Annotated in this window: 21 protein-coding genes and 1 pseudogene; 17 read left to right on the forward strand and 5 right to left on the reverse strand. The window is 73.1% G+C overall.

Translation table 11 applies throughout. The annotated features are described in order from the left end of the window. Positions 1-242: 242 nt before the first annotated feature. Positions 243-833: a membrane lipoprotein gene (locus ABD350_RS03720; protein ID WP_344346216.1), complete on the reverse strand. Its 591-nt coding sequence runs from the start codon at positions 831-833 to the stop codon at positions 243-245. A 62-nt stretch (positions 834-895) separates the two neighbouring features. Here ABD350_RS03720 and ABD350_RS03725 point away from each other — a divergent pair, with 62 nt between their 5' ends. Next, a complete protein-coding gene (locus tag ABD350_RS03725; RefSeq protein WP_344346217.1) occupies positions 896-1528 on the forward strand; it encodes a VOC family protein in 633 nt (210 codons plus the stop codon). Positions 1529-1553: 25 nt separating this feature from the next. Here ABD350_RS03725 and ABD350_RS03730 read toward each other — a convergent pair whose 3' ends face one another. After that, positions 1554-2234 (reverse strand): DUF4232 domain-containing protein, encoded by a 681-nt coding sequence (locus ABD350_RS03730; protein WP_344346218.1) that lies wholly within the window; start codon positions 2232-2234, stop codon positions 1554-1556. A 489-nt stretch (positions 2235-2723) separates the two neighbouring features. On the opposite strand from ABD350_RS03730, the gene ABD350_RS03735 reads away from it, so the two are divergent. Continuing rightward, the gene (locus ABD350_RS03735) at positions 2724-3128 is read left to right on the forward strand and encodes a VOC family protein (protein ID WP_344346219.1); all 405 of its coding nucleotides are present in this window, start codon (positions 2724-2726) and stop codon (positions 3126-3128) included. Here ABD350_RS03735 and ABD350_RS03740 read toward each other — a convergent pair. The 3 genes and pseudogenes from ABD350_RS03740 to ABD350_RS03750 all read right to left on the reverse strand — a co-directional run. Then, entirely contained in the window at positions 3108-3797 is a 690-nt protein-coding gene (locus ABD350_RS03740) for a helix-turn-helix domain-containing protein (protein ID WP_344346220.1), read from the reverse strand. The two genes, ABD350_RS03735 and ABD350_RS03740, sit on opposite strands and share 21 nt — an antisense overlap. Positions 3798-3807: 10 nt before the next feature. Continuing rightward, on the reverse strand, positions 3808-4629 hold the full coding sequence (locus ABD350_RS03745; RefSeq protein ID WP_344346221.1) for a VC0807 family protein: 822 nt from the start codon (positions 4627-4629) through the stop codon (positions 3808-3810). 647 nt (positions 4630-5276) lie between these two features. Beyond that, positions 5277-6404: pseudogene (locus ABD350_RS03750) on the reverse strand (YihY/virulence factor BrkB family protein); the annotation flags it as partial. Positions 6405-6558: 154 nt separating this feature from the next. On the opposite strand from ABD350_RS03750, the gene ABD350_RS03755 reads away from it, so the two are divergent. From ABD350_RS03755 to ABD350_RS03820, 15 genes are all read left to right on the forward strand, one after another. After that, positions 6559-8196: an acyl-CoA dehydrogenase family protein gene (locus ABD350_RS03755; protein ID WP_344346222.1), complete on the forward strand. Its 1638-nt coding sequence runs from the start codon at positions 6559-6561 to the stop codon at positions 8194-8196. Between the two features lie 332 nt (positions 8197-8528). After that, entirely contained in the window at positions 8529-9824 is a 1296-nt protein-coding gene (locus ABD350_RS03760) for a GAF domain-containing protein (protein WP_344346223.1), read from the forward strand. 180 nt (positions 9825-10004) lie between these two features. After that, entirely contained in the window at positions 10005-11330 is a 1326-nt protein-coding gene (locus tag ABD350_RS03765; RefSeq protein ID WP_344346224.1) for a hypothetical protein, read from the forward strand. Between the two features lie 337 nt (positions 11331-11667). Continuing rightward, complete coding sequence (locus ABD350_RS03770; RefSeq protein WP_344346225.1) at positions 11668-12240, forward strand: GNAT family N-acetyltransferase; 573 nt, start codon at positions 11668-11670, stop codon at positions 12238-12240. A 127-nt stretch (positions 12241-12367) separates the two neighbouring features. Continuing rightward, complete coding sequence (locus ABD350_RS37915; RefSeq protein ID WP_350969053.1) at positions 12368-12451, forward strand: putative leader peptide; 84 nt, start codon at positions 12368-12370, stop codon at positions 12449-12451. A gap of 126 nt (positions 12452-12577) precedes the next feature. Further along, entirely contained in the window at positions 12578-14278 is a 1701-nt protein-coding gene (locus ABD350_RS03775; RefSeq protein WP_344346226.1) for a nitrite/sulfite reductase, read from the forward strand. Further along, positions 14275-14457 carry a hypothetical protein gene (locus tag ABD350_RS03780; protein ID WP_344346227.1) on the forward strand — a complete coding sequence of 61 codons (183 nt, stop codon included), beginning with the start codon at positions 14275-14277 and terminating at the stop codon, positions 14455-14457. The genes ABD350_RS03775 and ABD350_RS03780 overlap by 4 nt, the downstream gene beginning before the upstream one ends. After that, complete coding sequence (locus ABD350_RS03785; RefSeq protein ID WP_344346228.1) at positions 14454-15164, forward strand: phosphoadenylyl-sulfate reductase; 711 nt, start codon at positions 14454-14456, stop codon at positions 15162-15164. The genes ABD350_RS03780 and ABD350_RS03785 overlap by 4 nt, the downstream gene beginning before the upstream one ends. A gap of 26 nt (positions 15165-15190) precedes the next feature. After that, the gene (gene cysC / locus ABD350_RS03790; RefSeq protein WP_344346417.1) at positions 15191-15727 is read left to right on the forward strand and encodes an adenylyl-sulfate kinase; all 537 of its coding nucleotides are present in this window, start codon (positions 15191-15193) and stop codon (positions 15725-15727) included. Beyond that, positions 15724-16659 carry a sulfate adenylyltransferase subunit CysD gene (gene cysD / locus ABD350_RS03795; RefSeq protein ID WP_344346229.1) on the forward strand — a complete coding sequence of 312 codons (936 nt, stop codon included), beginning with the start codon at positions 15724-15726 and terminating at the stop codon, positions 16657-16659. Before cysC ends, cysD begins: the two co-directional genes overlap by 4 nt. Before the next feature lie 2 nt (positions 16660-16661). Then, positions 16662-17993, forward strand: a complete 1332-nt coding sequence (locus ABD350_RS03800; RefSeq protein WP_344346230.1) for a sulfate adenylyltransferase subunit 1 — start codon at positions 16662-16664, stop codon at positions 17991-17993. A 237-nt stretch (positions 17994-18230) separates the two neighbouring features. Next, complete coding sequence (locus ABD350_RS03805; protein WP_344346231.1) at positions 18231-19340, forward strand: aliphatic sulfonate ABC transporter substrate-binding protein; 1110 nt, start codon at positions 18231-18233, stop codon at positions 19338-19340. A 36-nt stretch (positions 19341-19376) separates the two neighbouring features. Beyond that, positions 19377-20156 (forward strand): ABC transporter ATP-binding protein, encoded by a 780-nt coding sequence (locus ABD350_RS03810; RefSeq protein WP_344346232.1) that lies wholly within the window; start codon positions 19377-19379, stop codon positions 20154-20156. Further along, positions 20143-21021, forward strand: a complete 879-nt coding sequence (locus ABD350_RS03815) for an ABC transporter permease (RefSeq protein WP_344346233.1) — start codon at positions 20143-20145, stop codon at positions 21019-21021. Before ABD350_RS03810 ends, ABD350_RS03815 begins: the two co-directional genes overlap by 14 nt. 5 nt (positions 21022-21026) lie before the next feature. Then, complete coding sequence (locus ABD350_RS03820) at positions 21027-21767, forward strand: sirohydrochlorin chelatase (protein WP_344346234.1); 741 nt, start codon at positions 21027-21029, stop codon at positions 21765-21767. Positions 21768-21903: the final 136 nt, after the last annotated feature.

Raw genomic sequence — 21903 nt, forward strand, 5'->3', positions numbered from 1 at the left:
CACCAGGGCGGATCAGTCGGCGGCGGGTCGGAGCGCGGTGGCGGCCGACGGGGCCGGTCGCGGTGGGTGCCGGGCGCGGTGCGGGGCGGCGCGGCACGGGTGGGGGGCGCGGGTGTGTCGCCGGGTGACGGGCGGGGTTGCCCGGTGGTCGGTGGGAGTTGTCCGGTGCCGTGCGGGAATCGCCCCGTGCCCGGCCGGAGTTGTCCGGTGGCGCGCGGGGGCGAAGGGGCGAGTGGGGTGGTTCAGCTGCTTCCGGGGACGCTGTTGTCCGGGGCGCCGTCGCCGTAGGGCGGGAGGTCGCCGCGCTGTACCGGGGCCGTCGCCGTGCGGGGCGGCGGCAGGAGCGGGGCGAGTTCGGCGGGGGTGGGGCGGTGGACGGCGTCGGCGGCCCGGCGGAGCACGTCGGGTGCGACCTTCTCCCCGTACAGGCGCACCACTTGGCCCTTCGCGGGTGCCCGGCAGACGTGGTCCCGGGGGCAGTCGGCGGCGCTGCCCCGCTCCGCGTACAGGTGCAGGATGGCGCCGTCCTTCGCCCCGTACGCGACGGAGAAGCCGTCGTCGCCGTTGACCCCGATGGACTGCTGCGCGAGCGTGAAGCCGGGTACCTCGGTGACGTAGACGAGCTCCGGTGCGATGCCCAACGCCCGCAGGCGTACGTCCATGTCGGCCTGCCCCGGGGCGGCGGACGCCGGCTCCCGGGAGCTTCCGGCAGCCGCCGGCCCGGAACCGGAGGCCGCCGGCTCGGGGCCGGAGCGCGCCTTCTCGGTGCCGCACGCGGTGAGCAGTGCGGGCAGGACCAGGAGCAGCGGCAGGGCGCGTGCGGCACGGATCATGCCGCCCATGGTGCCGCACGGGCATATCGCGGGGCACCCCCGGTCCCGTAACCTCTCGCCCGATGAACGCCATTCCCCCGTTGCTGGATCATCTCGTGCTCGCCACCCCCGACTTGGGCGCGACGGTCGCCGACTTCGCGCGGCGCACCGGAGTCACGCCGGTGCCCGGCGGGTCCCATCCCGCTCTGGGCACCCGGAACCACCTGGTGGGGCTGGGCGGCCGGAGCTATCTGGAGATCATCGGCCCCGACCCGGAGCAGCCCGAGCCCACCGGGCCACGGCCGTTCGGCGTCGGCCGGCTGGCCGGGCCCACCGTGCTGACCTGGGCGATCAGCCCACCCGACCTGGACGCGGCCATCGCCCGGGCCCGAGCGCGGGGTGTCGACCCGGGCGCGCCACGGGAGATGAGCCGCCGCACTCCGGACGGCACCGTACTGCGCTGGCGGCTGACCGGCACCGATGCCGGGGGCGCTCCGGATCCGGTGCCGTTCCTGATCGACTGGGGCGACTCCCGGCACCCGGCCGCGTCGGGCCTGCCGGTCGCCCCGCTGCTGGCGGTGTCGGCCTCGGTGCCCGACCCGGAGGCGGTACGCCTCCGGCTGGCGGCGCTGGGCACCTCGCTGGACCTGGCCGAGGGACCCACCGCGTTCACCTTCACCGTGCACACCCCGCACGGGCCCGTCGTCTTCGACTGAGCCGCGCCGAGGGCGACTTGAGTACTCAGCCGCCCTGGCCGGCGCTTCCGATCGGGCCGACCTTCACCGGGGAGCCGGAGCCGTCCGTGACGGGCAGCGTGGCGGCGCCCGGCCAGGCGAGGGAGACCGACTTCGTCTCGTCCGGCGGGGTCACCACCAGCCCCGTGATGCGGACGCCGGAGCCGCCCGAGTCGTTGACCGGGTAGGTGATGCCGAAGGCCACCGACTCGCCGTCCTTCAGGACGACCCGGCTCGACTGCTCGCCGGTGCGCTTCGCGGACAGCGACCCGGCGCTGGTCTTCAGGTCGACACCGGCGTAGCCCGAGAGCGCGCAGGCCCGGCCGCCGCCGTTCGTGAACTCCACCGCGACGGTGCCGTCCGGGTCGCCGTCGACGGTGTTGCTCATCGCCTTGACCTCCAGCTCGTCGGTGCGGCACTTGCCGACCCCGCCGTTCGTGCCGGAGCCGGTTCCGGCGGTCGTGCCCTGTTTCCCGCCCGAGTCCTTCCCGCCCGAGTCCTTCCCGGCGGAACCCTTCGCTGCGCTCTGAGCGGAGGCGTCCGATCCCGAAGCGTCGCTCGGCGAAGACGACGCGGGCGCGGCGGGCGAGTCGCTCCGGCTCGTGGCACCGTCGCCGCTCTGGCAGGCGGTGAGCGAGAGGCCCGCGACAACGGCCAGGGCGGCGATGGTCATCTTGTTGATGCGCATGGTGTCATCCTCGGTATCCGTCGGGTCGCCGGCCCGTCGGTACGGGCGAGCTCTTTCCGACTGCCAAGAGTCGCCCGGACCGGTTCACCGTTTCACCCGACTACCCCCTGGTACATCCCTGTTACAGCCGGAGACGGCCACGGCACGCCACGCCGCCGGACGCACCCCGTCCGCACCGCACGGCTCCTTCCGGTACTCCCTGACGCGATCCGGCCGGAGAGACGAGGTCGGGGCGCGGTACGCCCTACCGCGCCGGGCGCGTCGGCGGCCCGCCGGGACGGCGGTTCCCGCACCGTTCCGCGACCGTCCGCGACCCTTTGCGGGCCGCTGCCCCTTGGGACGGATTCATGACCCGGCGGGCCTTGACCCCAGCCGGTGACAGGCCCTCCCCGGCTCCCCCATGGGCGGACGGCGAGCATGGCCGGGCGTCGGCGGCCGGTGTCCGATTCCTTCAAGACCGTCCCGCCGGCCGCCGCCTACGGTGGCCGCATGACCGTACGTATCGCCGTGATCGGCCTGGTCAGCTCCGACCTGGCCGCCTCTCTCGCCTTCTACCGCCGGCTCGGGCTGGTGTTCCCCGAGGGAGCCGAGGACCAGCCGCATGTCGAGGCCGAGTTGCCCGGCGGGCTGGTGCTCGCCCTGGACACCGAGGAGACCATCCGCTCCTTCCATCCCGGATGGCGGCCGCCCGCCGGCGCGGGGCGGGTCTCGCTCGCCTTCCGGTGCGGCTCCCCCGCCGAGGTCGACGCCCGGTACGAGGAGCTGGTGGCCGCCGGCCACCACGGGGAGCTGAAGCCGTGGGACGCCTTCTGGGGGCAGCGGTACGCCACCGTGCACGACCCCGACGGCAACCCGGTCGATCTGTTCGCGCCGCTACCCGCCCCCGGCGAGTAGCTCGCCGAGCGGCATCCCCGCCAGCCGGCGCACCTCCCGCGCCAGGTGCGGCTGGTCCGCGTAGCCCGCGCGGATCGCCGTCTCCACGTACGGCGTCCCGGCGCGGGCCAGGGCCAGCGCCCGCCGCAGCCGCAGGATCCGGGCCAGGGTCTTCGGCCCGTACCCGAACGCGGTCAGGCAGCGGCGGTGCAACCGGCGTTCACCGAGACCGAGTTCGGCGGCCGTCGCCGACACCGGGCGGCCCTCGTCCAGGCACTCCACCAGTCGGCGCAGCAGCGGGTCCGGGGTTCCCGCCTCCGCCGCCCGCTCCAGGGCGATGTCCTCCAGCGCGCTCGCCGGGTCGGGGGCCGCCGCGAGCCGGTCGCGCAGCCGACGGACCCTCGCCGCGGGCCAGAGGTCAGCCAACTCCACCCGCAGATCCCGCAGTTCGTGCGCCGGTACGCCGAGCAGCGCGGGCGCGGTGCCGGGGAAGAAGCGGATGCCCGCCCAGGAACGGGCCGGGCCTTCGGGGGCGTAGGGGCGGGTGTCGGGGCCCGCGACCAGCAGCCGGCCCTCGCTCCACAGCAGGTCCATGCAGCCGTCCGGCAGCACGGGCCGGGTGCCGGTGCCGGCCGGGGACTTCGTCCACACGACCGCGCCGGTCAGCCGTGACGCCCGCTCCGTGTACACGGCAGCCAGCCTACGGGGTGGACGACGCCCGTGGTGCCGTCGCCGGCGCGGGGGCGCCGAACAGCGGGAGCGCGTGGCGTCTGCGGAAGCGGCGGGTGTAACCGGCGGTGGTCCCGGCGGCCAGGGCGAGCAGCACGAGGGAGACGGCGCGGTCCAGCAGCGGCACCGTGTCGGGCGGCAGCGTGGCGGCGGCGAGGGCGCCCGCGCCGCCGTCGAGGAACTGTTCGGCTCCCCAGAGCAGGGTGAGCACACGCAGCCCGCGGCGGAAGGGGGCGCTGTCCTGCCAGAGTCCGGCCCGGGCGCGGGCCGCGTCGCCCCGGTGCAGCCGCTGGCCCAGCTGGAAGGCCAGGGGCCTCTGGGTGAACGCGGTGCCGAGCGCCCAGGCGCCGACCGCCAGGGGCAGCGCCGCGTTCTTGAACAGCAGGACGCGGGGGCCGCCGCCGATCAGGGACACCAGCGCGGCGGCGGCGAGCAGCACCGTGAGGAACAGGTCCACCCCGTCGATACGGCGGTGCCGCACGGCGTCGGCGAGCAGGCGCAGGGCCGGCGGTGCGCCGCTGAGCAGCAGGGCCGGAGCCTGATCGGCGCCGAGTGCGCGGGCCGCGTAGTAGACGAGGAGCGGTAGGAGGATGTCCACCGCGAGGGCGAGCAGAGGGCCGCGGAGGGTGCCGGGGGGCCTTGGACGTCCGGGGGGTTCGAGGGGCCCCGATCGGTTGGTGCGGTCGGGTGGCTCGCCCGCTCCGATCGGCCCGGCGGCGCTGATCACTCCCCCGGTCCCGGTCGGCCTCTCCGTCGTACCGCGCTGTTCCCCGCGTCCCACGCGCTCCGCCATGACCGCTGCCTCCTTGCCCGGCGCCGGAGCCGTACCGGGCGATGCCGCGACGGTGCCGACGCCCGGCTGTCCTGCCGCGGCCGGACGGCTCCGGTCTGTGCCCTCACGCTAGGCGCGGGGCGGGGTCCGGCGGATCGGAGCACGGGTGGAGTGACGGGTGGAGAAACGGAGTACCGGCACCGGCGCGTTCTCCACCTGCGGACCTAGCCCGGAGGGTGGAGACGGCCGGCCGTCACGTCGGCGGACGGCCCGAGAGGCGGTGGAGCATCGCCACCGCCCACAACGCCACCGCCCAGCGCTCACCACTCGGGGCGTGCCGCGCTCCTGCCGTCCCCACCGTCGCCGGCACCGCTGCCGCTGCCGTTGAGGTCGCCGTTGCCGTTGAGGTCGCCGTTCCAGTACGCCCCGTCACCGGCACCGCCGTTACCCCCGGCCCAGTACCCCCCGGCCCCGCCGAAGCCATTGCTCGCGCCGCCACCGAAACCGCCGGCACCACCACCGGGCCCAGGCGTCCCACCGGCACCGCCGGCACCGTTCACTCCGCCGGCACCACCACTGCCCCCGGTACCACCGCTTCCCCCGCTGCTCCCGCCACCCTCGGGGCCCCCGCCGCTCCCGTTCTCCCCGCTCCCCTTCGCGTCGCCGTTCCCCCGGTGCGCGTGATGGGGATTGCGCGCATGGCTGCGCAGCCGTGCCGTCACGTCTTCCGGGGGCAGGAAGCGGGACCAGCGCTCGGGGAACTCGGAGGGCATGTCGGGGTCGTCCGGGTCGGCCTCGCGGGCCGCCGCCGCGGCGCGGGCCACGTACTCGGCGACCTGCGCCTCCCGCATCCGCTCGTTGGCCTCGCGCGCGGCGGCCGTGGCCGCGGCCGGCCAGACCCGGTCGATGGCCGCGTTCACGGCCGCGCCGACGAGCACCGCGAAGGCGCCCACCCCGATCCACAGCAGCACGGCGACCGCGGCGGCGAGGGAGCCGTAGATCGTGGCGCCCTCGATGGTGTACATGAGGTAGATGCGCAGCAGGAAGCTGCCCAGGACCCACATCGCGAGGGCGACCAGCGCGCCGGGCACGTCCTCGATCCACGGGGAGCGGACCGGCACCGAGACGTGGTACAGCGTCGTCAGGAAGGCGATGGACAGGACGATCACGACCGGCCAGTACAGCACCTGGACGACCGTCTCCGACCAGGGCACGATCCTCACCACCGCGTCCGGCCCGGCCACCATCAGCGGCAGCGCCACCGAGCCGATCAGCAGCGCCACGATGAACAGCAGGAACGCCATGATCCGGGTCTTCACGATGCCCCGGACGCCGTCGAGCCCGTACATGACGGTGATGGTGTCGATGAAGACGTTCACCGCGCGGGAACCGGACCACAGGGCGAACAGGAAGCCTATGGAGATGACGTCGGGCCGGCCGCCCTTCATCACGTCGTGCAGGATCGGCTCGGCGATGTCCTTGACGCCCTTGTCGGACAGCACCGTGCGCGACGCGTCCAGGAGGTTGGTCTCCAGGCTGTGGATGGTGTCCGCGCCGGTCCAGTCGTCGACGTAGCCGAGCAGGCCGATCAGGCTCAGCAGCAGCGGCGGCACGGACAGCAGCGTGAAGAACGCCGCCTCCGCCGCCAGGCCGAGGATGCGGTACTCCATGCAGGAGTTGACGGTGTCCTTGAGCAACAGCCAGGCGGTCCTGCGCTTGGAGACGTTCCGGTAGAGAGCTCTGGCCCGGTGGAAGCGGCCGGCCGGGCGCTCGGGGGGTTCACTTGCTGGCTGCACGAGCCAAAGGTATCCGCAGCACGGGACCGCCCTCACCTTCCGGGGCCCGCGACCGGCTCAACGGGGTGGACGGAGGCGGTTCCGGCCCGCCGCGCGGCCTCGCTGTGTCACTCTGGAAGCCATCACCGCGGTCTTCCCGGGTAGGTTCCCCATCATGGCAGGCACCCCCACCCACACCGTGACCAACCAGCCCCCGCCGCTGGTCGGCTACGACGTCTTCACCGCCGACCGCGCCCTCGCCGAGGCCGTCGACCGGTACACCGGCGCGGACGTCCTGGACGAAGTGCGCGCGGAGCTGTCCGCGCTGGGCCGGGCGGTGGGGTCGGCCCAGGTGCAGGAGTGGGCGGTGCGGGCGGACGAGCATCCGCCCCGGCTGCGCGGCCACGACCGCTACGGCCACCGGATCGACGAGGTGGAGTTCGACCCGGCCTGGCACCGGCTGCTCGGCAAGGGGGTCTCGGCCGGGCTGGCCGGCGGAGCCTGGACGCGGCCCTCCGGGCACGTGCGCCGGGCGGCCGGGTTCCTGGTGTGGACGCAGGCCGAGGCGGGCACCTGCTGTCCGCTGTCGATGACGCACGCGGCCGTGCCCGCGCTGCGTGCCGACGTGGAGCTCGCCGCCGAGTGGGAGCCCCGGCTGGCGTCCACCGTCTACGACCCGCAGCTGCGGGTGGCCGGACAGAAGCCCGGAGCCCTGTTCGGGATGGGGATGACGGAGAAGCAGGGCGGCAGCGACGTCCGCGCCAACACGACCGTGGCCCGGCCGCTCGCGGAGGCGGGCACGTACCTGCTGACCGGGCACAAGTGGTTCTGCTCGGCGCCCATGTCGGACGCGTTCCTGGTGCTCGCCCAGGCCCCGGGCGGGCTCACCTGCTTCCTGGTGCCGCGCGTCCTGCCGGACGGCGGCCGCAACGTCTTCCTGATCCAGCGGCTGAAGGACAAGCTGGGCAACCGCTCCAACGCCTCCGCCGAGGTCGAGTTCGACGGCACCTGGGCGCGCCGGGTGGGCGAGGAAGGCGACGGGGTGCGGGTGATCATCGGGATGGTCGCCGCGACCCGGCTGGACTGCGCGCTCGGCTCGGCGGGGCTGATGCGGCAGGCGGTGGCCCAGGCGGTGCACCACTGCGCGTACCGGGAGGCGTTCGGCGGGAAGCTGATCGACAAGCCGCTGATGCGCAACGTGCTCGCCGACCTGGCGCTGGAGTCGGAGGCGGCGACGGCGCTCGCGCTGCGGCTCGCCGCGGCCTGCGACGACGGCGGTGAGCAGGAGCGGGCGTTCCTGCGGCTGGCGGTGCCGGCCGCCAAGTACTGGATCACCAAGCGGTGTGCGCCGGTGGCCGTGGAGGCGGCCGAGTGCCTGGGCGGCAACGGGTACGTCGAGGAGTCCGGACTGCCCCGGCTGGTGCGGGAGTCGCCGCTGAACTCCATCTGGGAGGGCGCGGGGAACGTGCAGGCGCTGGACGTGCTGCGGGCGCTGCGCCGGGAGCCGGGAGCGCTGGACGCCTGCCTCACCGAGATCGGCCGGGCGCACGGCGCGGACCACCGGCTGGACCGGGCGGTGAAGGACCTGTTCACCGAACTCGCGGACCTGGAGGGCGTCGAGGGGCGGGCCCGGCGGCTGGTGGAGCGGCTCGCGCTGGTGCTCCAGGGATCGCTTCTGGTACGGCACGCGCCGCCGGAGGTCGCCGACGCCTTCTGCGCCTCCCGCCTGGGCGGCGACCACGGCGCGTCCTTCGGCACCCTGCCGTCGGGCCTGGACCTGGAGTCGGTGGTCGAGCGGGCGCGGCCGGCCTGAACGGCCGGGTACCGTCACGCCCCGGCCGTCGTGGGCCGGGCCGCCGTCGGCAAGGGGTGGTGCTGCGCCGACACGGCACCACCCCCACCGCACGGGCTCGACGAGCCCCCGCGGACGCGCATCGCGTCATGGTCAAGTCTCGGCTGCCGTCCGGTGCTCCACCAGGGTTGCAGGGGGTTGCAACTCAGGGGGGCACATGCGCGGAGTCTGTGCCTCCGCCATGAGCGGAGCGGCACTATGTGAGGACAGTCGGACCGGAAACCGTCGCCCGGACGGCTTGACAAGAGTGTTCGATGCCTTTCTCCGGGAGGACCGCAGTGGGGAACCCGCCGATGGATCTGGTGCGCCTGGCCGCGCGGGACGCGGTGCAGGCGGCGCGGGTGCTGAACGAGGTGCGCGAGGCGGCGCTCGCCGGGCGACGTGTGCGGATCGCGCCCCGGCCGGTGATCGAGCAGTCCTGGGGCCGGGTGCTGCGCAGCGGTGTCGACCCCGAACACGACGTCCGGTCCGGGCTGTTGTCCTCCGACGAGGTGCGGCGACGACGGGAGGAGTCCGAGCTGCGGCAGGTCCTGCCGGTTCTCCGGGAAGGGCTTCTTTCGGTCGCGGACGTGGCGCAGCACATCATGGTCGTCGCGGACGCCGACGGGCGGGTGCTGTGGCGGGAGGGCGCGTCCCCGGTGCTGCGCAAGGCCGACGGGCTGGGGTTCGAGATCGGCGCGGACTGGCGGGAGGACGTCGTCGGCACCAACGGGGTGGGCACGCCCGCGGTGGTACGGCGGCCCGTCCAGGTGTTCGCCGCCGAGCACTTCGTACGGTCGCAGACGTCCTGGACCTGCACGGGCGCGCCGATCACCGATCCGCGGGACGGCCGGCTGCTCGGTGTGGTGGATGTCAGCGGCCCGCTGGAGACGATGCATCCGGCCACCCTCGCCTGGGTGGACTCGGTGGCCAAGCTGGCCGAGGCCCGGCTGCGGGAGCTGCATCTGGCGTCGCTGGAGCGGCTGCGGGCGGTGGCGGCGCCGGTGCTGGCGCGGCTGCCGGGGCGGGCGGTGGTGGTGGACCGGGACGGCTGGACCGCGGCGGTCACCGGGATGCCGTATGTGCGGCGGGTGGCGCTTCCCAAGTCGCCGGCGCCGGGCCACCGGTGGCTGCCCTCGCTCGGCGCGTGCGCGGTGGAGCCGCTGGCCGGGGGATGGCTGCTGCGGCTGGAGGAGCGGCCGCCCGCCCCGGGTGCGTGCCGGATCGTGCTGGACCTGGCCGGGCGGGACCGCCGTACGGTCACGGTCACCGGCCCGTCGGGGTCCTGGTCGCGGGAGTTGAGCCCGCGCCACGCGGAACTGCTGTTCCTGCTCGCCGAGTACCGTGCCGGGCGCGGGGCGGCGGGGCTGGCCGAGGATCTGTTCGGCGACCCCTCCCGGACGGTGACCGTGCGGGCGGAGATGTCCAGGGTCCGGCGGTATCTCGGGGAACTCCTGCGGCATCGGCCGTATCGTTTCTGTGACGATGCGGACGTGCAAGTCGTCCTGCCGGACGACCCGTTGGACCTGCTCCCGCAGTCGACGGCGCCGGCGGTGGTGCGGAAACGGAATCCCGGTCGCGAAGGCCGTGGCGAACGGTCCCCGGCGTAGCCACCACCGCGCCCCGTCCGCGGTGCCTCCGCCTCCCGGCCGCGCCGGATTCCGCCGACCGGACGGTACCGGCCCTGTCCGGCCCGTTCCTGCCGTAGCATCCCGTGCGGGCCGCACCACCTGTTCCTCGCGTCAATGTCCGGACCACGGGGAGCAGTTGGCCGGGCCTCTGGAGGAGAGATGAAGCATCGCGGCAGACACCGGCGGCGCAGGCGGGGCGCGGCCCTGCGTGCCGTCCTGACCGGGACCGCGCTGGCGCTCACCGCCGCCGCCACCCTGATCAGCACCTCCCAGGCCGGGGTCGGCGAGGACCCCGGCCCGCTCACCCCGCTGACCTCCCCGGCGGACACCGGGCGGCTGCGGCTCCAGGAGCATCTGGTGCCCGGCCGTTCGCTGGACCGGCTCGCCGCGGCGATGGGCCGCCCGGTGGGCGTGGACGCCGTGCTGCGCGGCGCCGACCGCCGGCTGCGCGCGGCGGACGACTGCTCCGCCGACGACCGCGCGTCGCTGCCGGTCGCCCCGGCCGCCGCCCGCGCCTACTGCTGGGACCCGGCCGACACCGAGGGCGACTGGCGGCCGGCCTCGGTGACCACCTCCGGCGACGCCGACGGCGCCTGGGGCGGCCACCGGGTGGTCCTGGCCGGCTGGACGCACAGCACCACGGCCGGCCGCCCCGGGGAGCGGGGCCTGGCCCGGGTGGCGTTCGTCGACGCGGACGATCCCGCGCACCTCGCCTACCGTTGGGTGCTGCTGGTGGTGCCGGTGGACGGCGGCCGGGACTACCGGGGCCTGGTCTCCGACGTCTCGGGCATGGTCTGGCACGAGGACAAGCTGCTGGTCACCACCACGTCCGGCGGTGCCGACGCGCTCTACGTCTACGACCTCGACCGGATCCAGCGCACCACGGTCGACGCACCCGCGGTCGGCCGGGTGCCCGGCGGCTGGTCCGCCGACGGCCACGGCTACGTCCTGCCCGCGGTCGCCTCGTACCGCTTCGCCGCCGGGCCCTGCTCCGCCTCCGGGCCGCCGTGTCCCGGCGCGCTCGCCCTGGACCGCGGCTCCGCGCCCGACAGCCTGGTGGCCGCGGAGTGGACCGCGCCGGACGGCGACCGGCGCGCGCGGCTGTGGCGGTACGCGTTCGACACCGACCCGGCGCGCCCGGGGCTGCTCGCCACGGACGGCGCGGGGCGGGTGGACGCGGTGGAGGCGTACCGCACCCGGGCGGCAGGGATCCGGGGCGTGCTGTCGTACCGGAAGGCCGGGGCGGACCGGGCGTCCTGGTATGTGGGACGGCTGCCCGGTACGCAGGACGGTCACGGCGGGCTGTGGCGGCAGGACACCGAGCGGACCCGGGCGGCCCACTGCGGCGCCGACGCCTCGGACCGCTGCTGGGCCCGGGACTCGGGCTCCCTGTCCTACTGGCGGGCGACCGGCGAGGTGTGGTCGCTCTCCGACCGCATGCTGTTCGCCCTGCCCCTGGCCGACCTCGACCACTCCCTGGACTGACGCTCCGGCCCCGGCGGACGGCGGACCACCCACCCCCGCCCCGCCCCGGACCACCGCCGGCCGGCGGCCCCGGCCCCGCCACGCCGTCGTCCACCGCGGCTCGGCCGGCGCGGGCCGGTCAGACCCCGCACACGCGAGCCGGTCGCCCCCGCAACCGCCGCCGGGAGCTCCCGGACCCGGGCGGGCTGTCCGTCGATCCGGGTGCCCGCCCCCGGAGGGCCGGTCGACGCAGGCCGGCCCCCGTCCCCGCCCCCGCCCGGGCGGACCGCAGGTCGCCCCGGCCGGCCCCGCCGCCGGGCGTCGACAGACCGGGGGGCGGGATGATTCCCTGGCCCGCATGAGCAGCGTCCCTGTCACCACGTGGTCCCTGGAGCAGACCTCCCCGGCCGACCTCCTGCCCGCCGCCGCCCCGGACGGCGAGGTCCGGATCGTCCGTGCCGAGGTGCCCTCCCCCGAGTTCAGCCGGTTCCTGTACGCCTCGGTGGGCGGCGACATCCGTTGGACCGACCGGCTCGGCTGGACGTACGCGCGCTGGCGGGAGTACCTGGAGCGGCCCGGCGTGGAGACCTGGGTGGCCTACGACCGGGGCACCCCGGCCGGCTATGTGGAACTGGAGCCGCAGGACGAAGGCGTGGTGGAGATCGTGTACTTCGGGCTGATCCCCGCCTTCCGCGGCCGGCGCATCGGCGGCCATCTGCTGGCCCACGGCACGGCCCGAGCCTGGGACCTGGCCGAGCGCTGGCCGGGGCGGACACCGACCAAGCGGGTCTGGCTGCACACGTGCAGCAAGGACGGCGAGCACGCGATGGACAACTACCTGCGGCGGGGCTTCAAGCTGTTCGACACCAAGGTGGAAGCGGAACCGGACGTGGCCACACCGGGGCCGTGGCCCGGCGCTTACCCCGCCTGACCTGCTGGGACAAGTCTCCCGACGGCACATGTGAGCGACACCACCCCTGTTTCACATAACGAGACATCAATGTCCGGATGATGGACGAAGCTGGACTGTGTCCAGATCGCCATGACACGCTTCCGTCATGTCCGGAACTGGAATTGCCTTGGTGAGTCGGCGGCACGTCGACCTCGGCCGCATGTCCAGCGCCATCTGTCCGGTGGGCTGACGCCTCCCAGCACCGCCGCACACCCCCGTCCCCCTTCCTCCCGCGCAATGACGCGCACGCCTGCCCGCGTGCGCGCATCTGCGCAGGTCAGAGCTGTTTCCCACCGGTCTCGAAGGACGTAGAACCATGGCCGCCACCCCACCGAACCCCGCCGCCTCCGCGCCCCGCCGCAAGGTGAGCCGTCACCGCGGCGAGGGCCAGTGGGCCGCCGGCCATTTCACACCGCTCAACGGCAACGAGCAGTTCAAGAAGGACGACGACGGTCTCAATGTGCGGACACGCATTGAGACGATCTACTCCAAGCGCGGCTTCGACTCCATCGACCCGAACGACCTGCGCGGCCGGATGCGCTGGTGGGGGCTGTACACCCAGCGCAAGCCCGGGATCGACGGCGGCAAGACCGCGATCCTGGAGCCGGAGGAGCTGGACGACAGCTACTTCATGCTGCGCGTCCGCATCGACGGCGGGGCCCTGACCACCCGGCAGCTGCGGGTCGTCGGCGAGATCTCACAGGAGTTCGCGCGCGGCACCGCGGACATCACCGACCGGCAGAACGTCCAGTACCACTGGATCCGGATCGAGGACGTGCCCGAGATCTGGGACCGGCTGGAGAGCGTGGGCCTGTCCACCGTGACCGCCTGCGGCGACACCCCGCGCGTGATGATCGGTTCCCCGGTGGCGGGCATCGCCGAGGACGAGATCATCGACGCCACGCCGGCGCTGGAGGAGATGAAGCGCCGCGTGCTGAACAACAAGGCGTACTCCAACCTCCCCCGCAAGTTCAAGACGGCCATCTCGGGATCGCCGCTGCTGGACGTGGTGCACGAGATCAACGACGTGGCGTTCGTCGGCGTACGCCACCCCGAGCACGGGCCGGGCTTCGACGTGTGGGTGGGCGGCGGTCTGTCCACCAACCCCAAGCTCGGTGTGCGGCTGGGCGCCTGGGTGCCGATCGACGAGGTGCCGGACGTCTACGAGGGCGTCATCTCGATCTTCCGTGACTACGGCTACCGGCGGCTGCGCAACCGCGCCCGGCTGAAGTTCCTCGTCGCCGACTGGGGCGCGGAGAAGTTCCGGCAGGTGCTGGAGGACGAGTACCTGGGCGGGCGCAGGCTGATCGACGGGCCCGCCCCCGAGCAGCCCGTGCAGCAGTGGCGCGACCACATCGGTGTGCACCGGCAGAAGGACGGCCGGTTCTACGTCGGTTTCGCGCCGCGGGTCGGCCGGGTCGACGGCGCCACGCTCACCAAGGTCGCCGACCTCGCCGAGGCACACGGCTCGGGACGGGTCCGCACCACCGTCGAGCAGAAGATGATCATCCTCGACGTCGAGCAGGACAAGGTCGACTCGCTGGTGGAGGGCCTGGAGGCGCTGGACCTCACCGCCCGGCCGTCCTCCTTCCGGCGCGGCACCATGGCCTGCACCGGCATCGAGTTCTGCAAGCTCGCCATCGTGGAGACCAAGCAGCGCGGTTCCCAGCTGATCGACGAACTGGAGCGCCGCCTGCCGGAGTTCGACGAGCCGATCACCATCAACCTCAACGGCTGCCCGAACGCCTGCGCCCGTATCCAGGTCGCGGACATCGGCCTCAAGGGGCAGCTGGTCCTGAACGACCGGGGCGAGCAGGTCGAGGGCTACCAGGTACACCTGGGCGGCGCCCTCGGTCTGGAGGCGGGCTTCGGCCGCAAGGTGCGCGGTCTGAAGGTGACGTCGGAGGAACTGCCCGACTACATCGAGCGGGTGCTGAAGCGCTTCCAGGCGGAACGCGCGGACGGCGAACGGTTCGCCGCCTGGGCGGCGCGCGCTTCCGAGGAGGCGCTGTCGTGAGCGAGCGGGCCGCGCCCTTCTACTGCCCCTATTGCGGCGACGAGGATCTGCGTCCGAGCGGCGAGGGTCACGGCGCCTGGGAATGCGGGGCGTGCAACCGCGCATTCCAGCTGAAGTTCCTGGGCCTGCTGGCCCGGGGCGTTCAGCGAGCCGACAACGGAGGGGATGAGCGGATATGACGACCACTCAGGACGAGCGTTCCACAGAGGAGTTGAAGGCGCTCGCGGAGCGGGCGGGCCGTGAGCTGGAGGACGCCTCCGCGCTGGAGATCCTCCAGTGGGCGGTGGACACCTTCGGTGACGCGTTCTGCGTCACCTCCTCCATGGAGGACGCCGTGGTCGCCCATCTCGCCTCGCGCGTACGCAAGGGCGTCGACGTCGTCTTCCTGGACACCGGCTACCACTTCCCGGAGACCATCGGCACCCGGGACGCGGTGCAGGCCGTGATGGACGTCAACGTCATCACCCTCACCCCGCGCCAGACGGTCGCCGAGCAGGACGCGGAGTACGGCCCGAGGCTGCACGACCGCGACCCCGACCTGTGCTGCAAGCTGCGCAAGGTCAAGCCCCTCGAAGAGGGCCTGAGGAACTACCGGGCGTGGGCGACCGGGCTGCGCCGCGACGAGTCCCCGACCCGGGCGAACACCCCCGTCGTCGGCTGGGACGAGAAGCGGCGGAAGGTCAAGGTCTCCCCCATCGCCCGCTGGACCCAGGACGACGTGGACGCCTACATCGCCGAACACGGCGTGCTGGCCAACACGTTGCTGATGGACGGCTACGCCTCCATCGGCTGCGCCCCGTGCACCCGCAGGGTCCTGGAGGGCGAGGACGCGCGGGCCGGCCGCTGGGCGGGACGCGCCAAGACCGAGTGCGGACTGCACGGATGACGAACGACCAGATCCAGGAGATGCACGTGACGACCGGAGCCACCGTCTGGCTCACGGGTCTGCCGAGCGCAGGCAAGACCACCATCGCGTACCAGCTGGCGGGCCGGCTGCGTGCCGAGGGCCACCGCGTCGAGGTGCTCGACGGCGACGAGATCCGCGAGTTCATCTCGGCCGGCCTCGGCTTCTCCCGGGAGGACCGGCACACCAACGTCCAGCGCATCGGCTTCGTCGCCGAACTGCTCGCCCGCAACGGCGTCAAGGCCCTGGTGCCGGTGATCGCGCCGTACGCGGACAGCCGGGAGGCGGTACGCAAGCGGCACGAGGAGAACGGGACGCCGTACCTGGAGATCCATGTGGCGACCCCCGTCGACGTGTGCAGCGTGCGCGATGTGAAGGGGCTGTACGCCAAGCAGGCCGCGGGCGAGCTGACCGGGCTCACCGGGGTCGACGACCCGTACGAGGAGCCCGAGACGCCCGATCTGCGGATCGAGTCGCAGCACCAGACGGTCCAGGAGTCCGCGGCGTCGGTGTACGCGCTGCTGAGCGAGAGGGGACTGGCATGACCACGGTCGCCAAGACGGAGGGCGGCACGGAGAGCCCGTACGCCCTGTCGCACCTGGACGCGCTGGAGTCCGAGGCGGTGCACATCTTCCGCGAGGTGGCGGGCGAGTTCGAGAACCCGGTGATCCTGTTCTCCGGTGGCAAGGACTCCATCGTCATGCTGCACCTCGCGCTGAAGGCGTTCGCCCCGGCCGCGGTCCCCTTCTCCCTGCTGCACGTGGACACCGGACACAACTTCCCGGAAGTCCTCCAGTACCGGGACCGTGTGGTGGCCGCGCACGGGCTGCGCCTCCATGTGGCCTCCGTCCAGGACTACATCGACCGCGGTGTGCTCAAGGAACGTCCCGACGGCACCCGCAACCCGCTCCAGACCCTCCCGCTGACCGAGAAGATCCAGAGCGAGAAGTTCGACGCCGTCTTCGGCGGCGGCCGCCGCGACGAGGAGAAGGCCCGCGCCAAGGAACGCGTCTTCTCCCTGCGCGACGAGTTCTCCCAGTGGGACCCGCGGCGCCAGCGTCCCGAGCTGTGGAACCTGTACAACGGCCGGCACGCCCCCGGCGAGCACGTCCGCGTCTTCCCGCTGTCCAACTGGACCGAGCTGGACGTGTGGCAGTACATCGCCCGCGAGGGCATCGAACTGCCGCAGATCTACTACGCGCACGAGCGCGAGGTGTTCCGGCGTTCCGGCATGTGGCTGACCGCCGGCGAGTGGGGCGGCCCGAAGGACGGCGAGACCGTCGAGAAGCGGCGGGTGCGCTACCGCACCGTCGGCGACATGTCCTGCACCGGCGCGGTCGACTCCGACGCCGACACCATCGAGAAGGTCATCGCCGAGATCGCGGCGTCCCGGCTGACCGAGCGCGGCGCGACCCGCGCCGACGACAAGCTGTCCGAGGCCGCGATGGAAGACCGCAAGCGCGAGGGGTACTTCTAGGCATGAGCACGACCACGACCGAGGCGCTCTCGGCCACCACCCTGCTGCGGTTCGCCACCGCCGGCTCCGTCGACGACGGCAAGTCCACCCTCGTCGGGCGGCTGCTGCACGACTCCAAGTCGGTCCTCGCCGACCAGCTGGAGGCCGTGGAGCGGGTCTCCGCGAGCCGCGGCCAGGACGGCCCGGACCTCGCCCTCCTCACCGACGGCCTGCGCGCCGAACGGGAGCAGGGCATCACCATCGACGTCGCCTACCGCTACTTCGCCACCCCCCGGCGCCGGTTCATCCTCGCCGACACCCCCGGCCATGTGCAGTACACCCGGAACATGGTCACCGGCGCCTCCACCGCCGAGCTGACGGTCATCCTGGTCGACGCCCGCAACGGCGTGGTCGAGCAGACCCGCCGGCACGCGGCCATCGCCGCCCTGCTGCGCGTCCCGCACGTCGTGCTGGCCGTGAACAAGATGGACCTCGTCGGCTACGAGGAGCGGGTCTTCGCGGAGATCGCCGAGGAGTTCACGGCGTACGCGACCGAGCTGGGCGTCCCGGAGGTCACCGCGATACCGATCTCGGCGCTGGCCGGGGACAACGTGGTGGAGCCGAGCGGGAAGATGGACTGGTACGGCGGACCCACCGTGCTGGAGCACCTGGAGACCGTGCCGGTCAGCCACGACCTGGCGCACTGCCACGCGCGGCTGCCCGTGCAGTACGTGATCCGGCCGCAGACCGCCGAGCACCCGGACTACCGCGGTTACGCGGGCCAGATCGCGGCCGGCACCTTCCGGGTCGGCGAGGAGGTCACCGTCCTGCCGTCCGGGCGGACCACCCGGATCGCCGGCATCGACCTGCTGGGCAAGCCGGTCGACGTGGCCTGGACGACGCAGTCGGTGACGGTGCTCCTCCAGGACGACATCGACGTCTCGCGCGGCGACCTGATCGTGCCGGCGAAGGATGCCCCGCCCACCACGCAGGACGTGGAGGCGACCGTCTGCCATGTCGCCGACGCGCCCCTCACCGTGGGCCACCGGGTGCTGCTCAAGCACGGCACCCGCACGGTCAAGGCGATCGTGAAGGACATCCCGTCCCGGCTCACGCTCGACGACCTGTCCCTGCACCCGCACCCGGGACAGCTCGTCGCCAACGACATCGGCCGGGTGAAGATCCGTACCGCCGAGCCGCTGCCGGTCGACTCCTACGCCGACTCGCGCCGCACCGGCTCGTTCATCCTGATCGACCCCGCCGACGGCACCACGCTGACCGCGGGCATGGTCGGCGAGTCGTTCGCCGCCCCGGAGCCGGTCGAGGACGAGGCCGAGGACGGCTGGGACTTCTGACATGAGGACGCCCGACGTGTACTCGACGTTCGCGAAGGAGGGCGGCCGCGTCGGCAGCGGCGCCCTCGGCAGCGGGCAGGGCGGAGTGGCGCGATGTGTGCGCTGACGTACGCGCACCGCTCGCGCGCCCGCTCCCCCCACCCGGCGTCGTCCCGGAAGCGACGAAGACCTCCAGCCGAACTCCCGGCCACGACCTGAGAGACCGTGACCGCCGGGCCAACGAGAGGAAACCCTCCCGTGCCTGCCAACAGCTCATCGCTCCTGCGCCGCGGCCTGGCCGCGTTCGCCGCTCTCCCCCTGCTCACCCTGGCCGCCTGCGGCTACGGCTCCGAGGCCAAGGACGACGGCACCGCGAAGATCGCCGCCGGCGCCGAGAAGACCGACGGGCTCGACTCCGTCAAGATCGGGTACTTCGGCAACCTGACCCACGCCACCGCGCTGGTCGGCGTGCAGAAGGGCTTCTTCCAGAAGGAGCTGGGCGCCACCACGGTCAAGCCCGCCATCTTCAACGCCGGTCCGTCCGAGATCGAGGCCCTCAACTCCGGTTCCATCGACATCGGCTGGATCGGCCCGTCCCCCGCCATCAACGGGTACACCAAGTCCAACGGCAAGAGCCTGAAGATCATCGGCGGTTCGGCTTCCGGCGGGGTGAAGCTGGTCGTCAACCCGGCGAGGATCAAGTCCCTGAAGGACGTCGAGGGCAAGAAGATCGCCACGCCTCAGCTCGGCAACACGCAGGACGTGGCGTTCCTCAACTGGGCCGCCGACCAGGGCTGGAAGGTCGACGCGCAGAGCGGCAGGGGCGATGTCACCGTCGTCCGCACGGACAACAAGATCACCCCGGACGCCTACAAGTCCGGCTCGGTCGACGGCGCGTGGGTGCCGGAGCCGACCGCGTCGAAGCTGGTCGCCGAGGGCGCCAAGGTGCTCCTGGACGAGGCCACGCTCTGGCCGGAGAAGAAGTTCGTGATCACGAACATCATCGTGCGGCAGGGCTTCCTGAAGGACCACCCGAAGGCGGTCGAGGCCGTCCTGAGGGCGTCGGTCGAGACCAACAAGTGGATCAACGCCCACCCGGAGGAGGCCAAGGCCGCCGCGAACCAGCGGCTGGAGACGGACGCCGGCAAGGCGCTTCCGGCGAAGGTCCTCGACCCGGCCTGGCAGTCCATCCAGTTCACCGACGACCCGCTGGCCGCCACCCTCGACACCGAGGCCGAGCACGCGGTCAAGGCCGGCCTGCTCAAGAAGCCGGATCTGAAGGGGATCTACGACCTGACGATCCTCAACAAGGTCCTCAAGGCCGAGGGCCGTCCCGCGGTCGACGACGCCGGCCTCGGCACCGGCTGACGCCCCTCCCCGACGCGTCCCCTGGAGGTGACGACCATGGCCACGACCCTCGCCAAGGCCGACGAGACCGTCGAGTTCGCGGCACGCCTTGAGCACGTCTCGAAGTCCTTCTCGACCCCGGGCGGGCAGCAGCTCGTGCTGGACGACATCAGCATCGACGTCGCGCCGGGTGAGTTCGTCACCCTCCTGGGGGCCTCGGGCTGCGGCAAGTCCACGCTGCTGAACCTGGTGGCGGGCCTGGACCGGCCGAGTGCCGGCTCCATCACCACGGACGGCCGCCCCGCCCTGATGTTCCAGGAACACGCCCTGTTCCCGTGGCTGACCGCGGGCAAGAACATCGAACTCGCCCTGAAGCTGCGGGGTGTTCCCAAGACCGAGCGGCGCGGCAAGGCCGAGGAGCTGCTCGAACTGGTGCGTCTCAAGGGCGCCCACGGCAAGCGGGTGCACGAGCTGTCCGGCGGTATGCGCCAGCGGGTGGCGATGGCCCGCGCGCTGGCGCAGGAGAGCAACATGCTGCTGATGGACGAGCCGTTCGCGGCGCTCGACGCCATCACGCGGGACGTGCTGCACGACGAGCTGACCCGGATCTGGTCGGAGACCGGGCTCTCCGTCCTGTTCGTCACCCACAACGTGCGCGAGGCGGTGCGGCTCGCGCAGCGGGTGATCCTGCTGTCCTCCCGCCCGGGCCGGATCGCGCGCGAGTGGCGCGTGGACCTCCCGCAGCCGCGGCGCATCGAGGACGCGCCCGTGGCCGAACTGTCCCTTGAGATAACCGAAGTTCTGCGTGGGGAGATCAGCCGCCATGGCCAGCACTGAGACGACACCGGTCCAGGACGCCGGGAGCGTCGAGGCCGGCCTGGACGCGCTGGAGACCACCGCCACCGGCCGCCCGCCGCTGCGGCACACCCTCGTCAACAAGATCCTGCCGCCGGTCGTCGCCATCGCGGTGGTCCTGGTGGTCTGGTACATCCTGTACCCGGTCGTGGACGACCCGACGAAGCTGCCCTCGCCGGGCGCGGTGGGAGCTGCGTTCCGGGACGCCTGGCTCCAGGGCGAGCTGCTCGGCTACATCTGGACCAGTGTCTCGCGCGGTCTGCTGGGCTTCGCGTTCGCGCTGGTCATCGGCACCCCGCTGGGTCTGCTGGTGGCCCGGGTGAAGTTCGTGCGCGCGGCCATCGGCCCGATCCTGTCCGGGCTCCAGTCGCTGCCGTCGGTGGCATGGGTGCCGCCGGCGGTGATCTGGCTGGGCCTGAACAACTCGATGATGTACGCGGTGATCCTGCTCGGTGCCGTGCCGTCCATCGCCAACGGTCTGGTGTCCGGCGTCGACCAGGTGCCGCCGCTGTTCCTGCGCGCGGGCCGCACCATGGGCGCCACGGGTGCCAAGGGCGTCTGGTACGTCACCCTGCCGGCCTCGCTGCCCGGCTATGTGGCGGGCCTCAAGCAGGGCTGGGCCTTCTCCTGGCGTTCGCTGATGGCCGCGGAGATCATCGCCCAGTTCCCCGACCTCGGCGTGGGGCTCGGCCAGTTGCTGGAGAACGGCCGTACCGCCAGCGACATGGCGATGGTGTTCGAGGCGATCCTGCTCATCCTGTTCGTCGGCATCGCCATCGACCTGCTGATCTTCAGTCCGCTGGAGCGGTGGGTGCTGCGCAGCCGCGGTCTGCTGGTGAAGAGCTGACGCCCATGCGTACCAGGCCCGTCCTCCTCGTCATCGCCCACGGCAGCCGTGACCCGCGGCACGCGGCGACCGTGCACGCCCTCGTGGAGCGGGTGCGGTCGCTGCGGCCCGGCGTGCGCGTGGAGACGGGCTTCCTGGACTTCAACGTCCCGTCGGTGCACGGGGTGCTCCGGTCGCTGGCGGCGGAGGGCGTCCGGGACGTCGTCGCCCTGCCGCTGCTGCTGACCCGGGCGTTTCACGCCAAGGCCGACATCCCGGCGGTGCTGCGGGACGCCCCGGCGCGGTTGCGGGTCCGGCAGGCGGAGGTGCTCGGCCCGTCGCCGCTGCTGCTGTCCGCGCTGGAACGGCGGCTGTACGAGGCGGGGCTGACACCCGCCGACAAGTCCTCGACCGGGGTCGTGCTGGCCTCGGCGGGGTCTTCCGACCCGGAGGCGATCGCAGTGATCGCAGAAATCGCGCGGGAGTGGCGGCACACCGGTTGGTGCGCCGTGCGGCCTGCGTTCGCCTCCGCATCCCTTCCCCGCACCGAGGACGCGGTGCGGGAGTTGCGGCGGCTCGGCTGTGAGCGGGTCGCCGTGGCACCGTATGTGCTGGCCCCCGGCTTCCTGCCGGACCGTATCGCGCGCGGCGCGGCTGAGGCCGATGTGCGCGCCGAGGTGCTGGGCGCGGCACCGGAGGTCGCCCGTGTGCTGCTGGAGCGCTACGACCAGGCCCGGCGGCCGGCTCTGACGGCACTCGGCGCGTGACCGGCAGCCGTAGACAGGTCCATGGCAGCCGGGTATTCGGCGCGGTCAGAGAGTTCCGGTCGGGGCGCCACTCGGCGGGTGCCTACGGCGCAGTCGCTTGCGAACATCTCCGGCATAGAGGTGGCGGCCCGGACAC

The sequence above is a fragment of the Streptomyces nogalater genome, from assembly GCF_039532885.1.
In the GTDB taxonomy this organism is placed as follows: Bacteria; Actinomycetota; Actinomycetes; order Streptomycetales; family Streptomycetaceae; genus Streptomyces; species Streptomyces nogalater.

What these genes read in the sequence shown, in the direction of transcription:
- ABD350_RS03765 (WP_344346224.1), top strand. Translation starts at nt 10,005, where the DNA reads ATGAAGCATCGCGGCAGACACCGGCGGCGCAGGCGGGGCGCGGCCCTG.
- ABD350_RS03775 (WP_344346226.1), top strand. Translation starts at nt 12,578, where the DNA reads ATGGCCGCCACCCCACCGAACCCCGCCGCCTCCGCGCCCCGCCGCAAG.
- ABD350_RS03760 (WP_344346223.1), top strand. Translation starts at nt 8,529, where the DNA reads ATGGATCTGGTGCGCCTGGCCGCGCGGGACGCGGTGCAGGCGGCGCGG.
- ABD350_RS03810 (WP_344346232.1), top strand. Translation starts at nt 19,377, where the DNA reads ATGGCCACGACCCTCGCCAAGGCCGACGAGACCGTCGAGTTCGCGGCA.
- ABD350_RS03735 (WP_344346219.1), top strand. Translation starts at nt 2,724, where the DNA reads ATGACCGTACGTATCGCCGTGATCGGCCTGGTCAGCTCCGACCTGGCC.
- ABD350_RS03755 (WP_344346222.1), top strand. Translation starts at nt 6,559, where the DNA reads ATGGCAGGCACCCCCACCCACACCGTGACCAACCAGCCCCCGCCGCTG.
- cysD (WP_344346229.1), top strand. Translation starts at nt 15,724, where the DNA reads ATGACCACGGTCGCCAAGACGGAGGGCGGCACGGAGAGCCCGTACGCC.
- ABD350_RS03820 (WP_344346234.1), top strand. Translation starts at nt 21,027, where the DNA reads ATGCGTACCAGGCCCGTCCTCCTCGTCATCGCCCACGGCAGCCGTGAC.
- ABD350_RS03800 (WP_344346230.1), top strand. Translation starts at nt 16,662, where the DNA reads ATGAGCACGACCACGACCGAGGCGCTCTCGGCCACCACCCTGCTGCGG.
- ABD350_RS37915 (WP_350969053.1), top strand. Translation starts at nt 12,368, where the DNA reads ATGTCCGGAACTGGAATTGCCTTGGTGAGTCGGCGGCACGTCGACCTC.
- ABD350_RS03730 (WP_344346218.1), bottom strand. Translation starts at nt 2,234, where the DNA reads ATGCGCATCAACAAGATGACCATCGCCGCCCTGGCCGTTGTCGCGGGC.
- ABD350_RS03815 (WP_344346233.1), top strand. Translation starts at nt 20,143, where the DNA reads ATGGCCAGCACTGAGACGACACCGGTCCAGGACGCCGGGAGCGTCGAG.
- ABD350_RS03745 (WP_344346221.1), bottom strand. Translation starts at nt 4,629, where the DNA reads ATGGCGGAGCGCGTGGGACGCGGGGAACAGCGCGGTACGACGGAGAGG.
- ABD350_RS03725 (WP_344346217.1), top strand. Translation starts at nt 896, where the DNA reads ATGAACGCCATTCCCCCGTTGCTGGATCATCTCGTGCTCGCCACCCCC.
- ABD350_RS03720 (WP_344346216.1), bottom strand. Translation starts at nt 833, where the DNA reads ATGATCCGTGCCGCACGCGCCCTGCCGCTGCTCCTGGTCCTGCCCGCA.
- ABD350_RS03785 (WP_344346228.1), top strand. Translation starts at nt 14,454, where the DNA reads ATGACGACCACTCAGGACGAGCGTTCCACAGAGGAGTTGAAGGCGCTC.
- ABD350_RS03770 (WP_344346225.1), top strand. Translation starts at nt 11,668, where the DNA reads ATGAGCAGCGTCCCTGTCACCACGTGGTCCCTGGAGCAGACCTCCCCG.